Here is a 1,533-nt window from a genome sequence, read left to right on the forward strand (position 1 = left end):
TCCGGGCCAGCAGTCCACGGATCGCGTGCGCGGCCAGATCATCCGGCCGCACCCCCGCCAGGCCGCCGTTGTAACGGCCGAACGGCGTACGCACCGCATCCACGACGAACACGTCCTTCATACGCTCACTCACGACGCGATCTCCTCCGGGACGCGCACCGTGGCCGCCGTCTTCGCGACGATCTCCCCGACCGCGACACCCGGCGCGCACTCCACCAGCACCAGCCCCTCCCCGGTGACATCCAGCACCGCCAGGTCGGTGACGATACGATCCACACACCCCCTGCCGGTCAGCGGCAGCGTGCACTCCCGCACGATCTTCGCGGCGCCGTCCTTCGCGCAGTGCGTCATCACCACGATCACCCGCCGCGCCCCGTGCACCAGATCCATCGCCCCGCCGATCCCGGTGACCAGCTTCCCCGGGACCGCCCAGTTCGCCAGGTCACCCCCCGCCGACACCTGCATCGCCCCCAGCACCGCCACATCGATGTGCCCGCCCCGGATCATCGAGAACGACAGCGCCGAGTCGAAGAACGACGCCCCCGCCAGCACCGTCACCGTCTCCTTGCCCGCATTGATCAGATCCGGATCCACCTCCTCCTCGGCCGGATACGGACCGGTACCCAAGATCCCGTTCTCCGACTCCAGCACCACCTCCACCCCCGCCGGCAGATGATTCGGGATCAGCGTGGGCAGCCCGATCCCCAGATTCACATACTGCCCATCGCGCAGCTCACCGGCCGCCCGCGCCGCCATCCCCTGCCGTGTCCAGGCCATCAGCCGCTCACCGTCCGCCGCTCGATCCGCTTGTCCGCCGCCTGCACCGCGCTCAGCGCCACCACCCGCTGCACGAAGATCCCCGGCAGATGCACCGCGTCCGGATCGATCTCACCCGGCTCCACCAGCTCCTCCACCTCGGCAACCGTCACCCGCCCGGCCATCGCCGCCAGCGGATTGAAGTTCCGCGCCGACTTGCCGAACACCAGATTCCCGTGCCGATCCCCCCGCGCCGCCCGCACCAGCGCAAAATCCGTACGGATACCCCGCTCCAGCACATACTCCACGCCGTCGAACTCCCGCACCTCCTTCACCGGCGACGCCACCGCCACCCCACCCGCCCCGTCATAACGCCACGGCAGCCCGCCCTCCGCCACCTGCGTGCCCACCCCGGCCGGCGTGTAGAACGCCGGAATACCCGCACCCCCCGCCCGCAGCCGCTCCGCCAGCGTGCCCTGCGGAATCAGCTCCACCTCCAGCTCACCCCCCAGATACTGCCGCGCGAACTCCTTGTTCGCCCCGATGTAGGACCCCGTCACCCGCGCGATCCGGCCCGCCGCCAGCAACACCGCCAACCCCGACTCCATCGCCCCGCAGTTGTTCGACACCACCGACAACCCCGCCACACCCCGCTCGAACAGGGCCCCGATCAACACATTCGGCACCCCACTCAAACCGAACCCACCCACCGCCAACGACGCACCCTCCCCCACATCCACCACCGCATCAGCGGCTGTGGCGACCACCTTGTCCATC

The 1,533-nt window shown here is 69.9% G+C and carries 2 protein-coding genes and 1 pseudogene; all 3 read right to left on the reverse strand.

Annotated elements, in window-relative coordinates; translation table 11 throughout:
- A pseudogene (locus ACIRPX_RS45925) lies at positions 1-121 on the reverse strand (3-oxoadipyl-CoA thiolase); the annotation flags it as partial.
- 8 nt (positions 122-129) lie between these two features.
- A complete protein-coding gene (locus ACIRPX_RS45930) occupies positions 130-777 on the reverse strand; it encodes a CoA transferase subunit B (protein ID WP_404206136.1) in 648 nt (215 codons plus the stop codon).
- Complete coding sequence (locus tag ACIRPX_RS45935) at positions 777-1,532, reverse strand: CoA transferase subunit A (protein ID WP_404206137.1); 756 nt, start codon at positions 1,530-1,532, stop codon at positions 777-779. Before ACIRPX_RS45935 ends, ACIRPX_RS45930 begins: the two co-directional genes overlap by 1 nt.
- Position 1,533 lies beyond the last annotated feature (1 nt).

It is taken from the genome of Streptomyces sp. NPDC101225, assembly GCF_044767585.1.
Classification (GTDB): Bacteria; Actinomycetota; Actinomycetes; order Streptomycetales; family Streptomycetaceae; genus Streptomyces.